The 3,899-nt window shown below is 75.1% G+C and carries 3 protein-coding genes and 1 pseudogene; 2 read left to right on the top strand and 2 right to left on the bottom strand.

What is annotated here, in order from left to right; translation table 11 throughout:
* A partial coding sequence (locus AB0M46_RS51155) for an Hsp70 family protein (RefSeq protein ID WP_363349013.1) occupies positions 1-1,115 on the bottom strand: 1,115 nt, incomplete at its 3' end.
* A 22-nt stretch (positions 1,116-1,137) separates the two neighbouring features.
* Positions 1,138-1,752: a DNA starvation/stationary phase protection protein gene (locus AB0M46_RS51150; RefSeq protein ID WP_363349011.1), complete on the bottom strand. Its 615-nt coding sequence runs from the start codon at positions 1,750-1,752 to the stop codon at positions 1,138-1,140.
* Between the two features lie 198 nt (positions 1,753-1,950).
* Between AB0M46_RS51150 and AB0M46_RS51145 the strand changes: the two genes are divergently transcribed.
* Complete coding sequence (locus AB0M46_RS51145; RefSeq protein ID WP_363349009.1) at positions 1,951-3,171, top strand: type VII secretion protein EccE; 1,221 nt, start codon at positions 1,951-1,953, stop codon at positions 3,169-3,171.
* Positions 3,168-3,899 (top strand): annotated as a pseudogene (locus AB0M46_RS51140) (hypothetical protein); the annotation flags it as partial. The gene AB0M46_RS51145 and the pseudogene AB0M46_RS51140, both read left to right, overlap by 4 nt.

The raw sequence follows: 3,899 nt of genomic DNA, 5'->3' as shown, positions 1-3,899 counted from the left end.
GGCGGCGGGGCCGCCGGGAACGGCGCCGGGCGGGCCGGCATCGCGGCCAGCACGCTGCCCAGCGCCACCACCAGCTCGGGCTGCTCGATGAGGGTCGGCGCGACCCCGAGCCGCTGGTGCAGCAGGGTGCTGACCAGCGGGATCCGGCTCGACCCGCCGACCAGGAACAGCCCGCCGATCTGGTCGGAGCGCACGCCGGCGCGCTGCAGCGTGCTCGCCGTCAGGTCCACGGTGCGCTGCAGGTAGGAGCGGGACAGCTCCTCGAACTCGGGCCGGGTGACGTGCACGTCGGTCTCGAACAGCGGCAGGTGCACGCTCGCGGTCGAGCTGCGCGAGAGCTGCTCCTTGGCCGCGCGCACGTCCTCGCGCAGCAGGTGGTGGCGGCGCCGGTCGGCGTCGTCGGCCGGCTCGACGAGCTGCCGCCAGCGCTGCGGGTCGCCCGGCGCGATCGTCTTGCCGAGGTGGCCGATGATGGCCGCGTCCAGGTCGACGCCGCCGACGTCGGGCAGGCCGTCGCTGGCCAGCACGTCCCAGCCGCCGTCGGGCCGGCGGCGCAGCACGGTCGTGTCGAACGTGCCGCCGCCGAAGTCGTACACCACGAGGACCTGGCCCGGGAAGATGTTGCGCCCGAGGACCGTGGTGAAGTAGGCGGCCGCCGCGATCGGCTCGGGCACCAGGATCGGCGCCGGCATGCCCGCCCGCGCCGCCGCGTCGGCGAGGACCGAGCGGCGGTGCGTCGCCCAGTTCGCCGGGTAGGTCAGCACGGTGCGCACCGGCATGATGCCGAGCACCCGCGAGGCCTCGTCGGCGGTGCGCCGCAGCAGCGCCGCCAGCAGGTCGGAGACGGCATACTCCCGGCTGCCCAGCAGCACCGTGCCGTCGTCGACCCGGCGCTTCGGGTTGGGCTCATAACGGGACGGATCGAGCCGCGCGGAGCGCTCGGCATCCCTGCCGACGAGCAGGTGCCCGTCGACCTCGGCGTAGACCGACGACGGCAGCAGGAAGCTGGCGTCGAACAGCAGCGGCTGGCTTCGACCGTCGGCGGCGGTCAGTGCGGCGACCGTGTGCGTGGTGCCAAGGTCGACGCCCAGCTGCGACTCGATATGCCTCGTCACGCCGACACGGTAGCGCCTCTCATCAACGCCGGCCGTTCGCGCCCGCCTTTACCTCCTCTTCGATCCGAACGATGGGGGTGTCGACCAGGTGTTCGGCCAGGAACCAGGCCTCCAGTTCGCCGGTGCGGATGACCTCGGAGACCAGCATGTCGTTGCTGCCGTCGTCGCCGAGCTCCTCCACCCGGGCGGCGGCGTCGTGCGCGTCGGACAGGATCATCTCGTGGGCCTCCAGGAGGCGGGAGAGCATCGCCGGTACCTCCTCGGCCCCATCGGGCGGCCGGGGCACCCTGGTCAGCTCGGCCACGTGCCGCGGGTCCCCGACCGCGATCCCGCCGAGCGTCTGCACCCGCTCGGCCAGGGCGTCGACCAGCTCGAGCTGCTCGCCCGCGTGCTTGTCCAGCAGCAGGTGGAGCTGGTAAAAGGTCGGCCCCCGCATCAGCCAGTGGTGCTTCTTGTACAGCGCATAGAGGATCTGCGTGTCGGCGAGGACCTGGTTGAGGCGCTCGCAGGAGTACATCCGGGCATCGTGGGACAGCGCGACCGGGAACTGCCGGATCTGCCCGAACCGCTGGATCTCGTGGCCCTGCTGGTGCAGCCACGGCTGGCTGCCCTGCGTGTGCTTCTTCTTCGCTGGCATGCGCGGCCACTGCCCATCCGGCGCCGCTCGACCCTCACCCACGGCGGTGACTCGCGAACCGGGTCGCGCGCCGATGATCGGCTATGCTGTCCCGCCTGGCAGATGCCGCAGGAGCGCGCCCGCCATAGGGTGAACGGGATAGGTAAGCTGCGATCCCGACAAGGATTGAGCGGCTCGAGCTACGGGGGTGCCGGCCAGATGACTCAAGCGCCCGTCTCCGCACGCGGCGAGGAGTCACAGCCTCGGCTGCGGCGCCGCCCCGGGTACGTCGGCGGCGTGCACATCGGGCGGCTCGTCCTGATCGAGGCCGTGCTGGTGGTCATCGCGGCCATGCTGCCCCGCGGGCCGGTCGTCGCCGGGATCACCGCCTTCGCCGGCATCCTCGTCATCGTCGTGTTCCTGCTGCGCTCCCGCGGGCGGTGGTGGCTGGAGCGGCGCGCCCTGGTCCGCGAGCACAACCGGCGCCGCCGGGCCGGCCCCGATCCGACCCCGGAGCGGGACCGGCGGCTGGTGATGCTGCGCACGCTCGCCCCCGGGCTGCTCGTGCAGGACGTCGCCGGGGCCACCGCCGACGGGCCGAAGATCGGCGTGGGGTGCGACGCGGCCGGCTGGTTCGCCGCGGCGGTCCTCGGCGCCGAGACGTCCATGCGGGGCGATGCCGAGCCGGGGGTACCGCTGGATCTCCTCGCCCGCGTGCTGGACGAGGCCGAACACCCCGGCGCGGTCGTGCAGGTCACCACGGTGAGCGTCCCGGCGCCGTGGCAGCAGGTCGACGACGCCCAGTTCGCCGCCCGCTCCTACCGCGAGCTGCAGCAACTGCAGGCCGCTCCCCCGCTGCCGGCCGAGCGCACCACGTGGGTCGCCGTGCGGCTCGAGGCGCGCTCGCGGGCCGAGGCCGGCATGGCCGGCAGCTACGACGCCGAGCACGCGCCGGCGCTGGTCGGCTCGCTCATCCGCAAGGTCGGCCGGCTGCTGCGCGACGCGGGCCTCGAGCACCACATCCTCGACGCCGACCAGCTCACCGCCGCCCTGACCCGGGCCTGCGAGTTCGACCCGGCCGCGCCGGGCGACGGCTGGCGGCCGCGCGAGGAGTGGACCGCGTGGCGCTCCGGCGAGCTGTCGCACAACGGGCTGTGGCTCAAGACCTGGCCCCACCTTCCCGACACGGCGGCGCTGCTGGAGCGGCTCATCTCGATGCCGGCCGCGTCGTCGGCGTCCTCGCTCACGCTGACCCGGGACGGCTCGGGGCTGGCGCTGCGCTGCCTGCTGCGGGTCTCGGCGACCGCGAGCGACCTGGAGCCGTCGGTGCGGGCGTTCGAGGAGGCCGCGGCGGCCTCGAAGGCGGAGCTCGTGCGGCTCGATGGTGAGCACGGGCCGGCGGTGTACGCCTGCGCCCCGACCGGAGGCGGTGCCAAGTGACCCAGCCACCTCACGAGCCGCCCTACCAGGCCGAGCCGCCGCCGGATCAGGTCGGCTACTACCGCGGTCCGGCGCCCGGCCAGCAGAGTCAGTCCGGTCAGCCCGCCCAGCCGGGTCAGCCCGGTCAGCAGCCGCCGCACGGGGCGCCGGTCGCCGGGCGGGCCCAGGTCGGGCGCGCGCAGGTGGGTCCGCCGCCCGGGCAGCCCGGATTCGGGCAGCACGGCCCGGCGCCGACCGTGTACGGCGGCTCTGCCCAGGCCGCGCCGCCGCCGGCCCAGCCTCCGCCTTACCAGCCGGCGCCGACGGTGTACGGCGGTGCCGCCCAGGCGGCGCCGTCGCCAGGCCAGCCTCCGCCTTACCAGCCGGCGCCGACGGTGTACGGGGGTGCCGCGGAGGCCGCGCCGCCGCCCGCGCAGGCACAGGCCGCGTACCAGCCGCCCGCGCAGGCACAGGCCGCGCCGTACCAGCCGGCGGCCACCCAGCCGGCCCACGCCCAGCCCGTGCAGGCCCAGCCGGCACACGCGGTGCCGGGGCAGGCGGTGCGGGGGCACACGACGACGGAGGTGCGGCCGGCGGTCGCGCATCCGCAGTTCGACCTGGAGAGCTCGCTGTCGCGGACCGCGGCGCCCAGCCTGCCGTGGCAGCAGGCCGGGGGGCACGAGCAGCTGCGGCTCGCCTCCCGGATGTTCGCCACCACGGCATACGTCCACGGCGGTGAGCCGGCCCGC

It is taken from the genome of Dactylosporangium sp. NPDC051485 (genome assembly GCF_040682015.1).
Classification (GTDB): domain Bacteria; phylum Actinomycetota; class Actinomycetes; order Mycobacteriales; family Micromonosporaceae; genus Dactylosporangium.
This window is presented reverse-complemented; position numbering and strand designations above follow the sequence as displayed.

Coding starts and splice junctions, on each gene's coding strand:
- AB0M46_RS51150 (WP_363349011.1), bottom strand. CDS start 1,752: ATGCCAGCGAAGAAGAAGCACACGCAGGGCAGCCAGCCGTGGCTGCAC.
- AB0M46_RS51145 (WP_363349009.1), top strand. CDS start 1,951: ATGACTCAAGCGCCCGTCTCCGCACGCGGCGAGGAGTCACAGCCTCGG.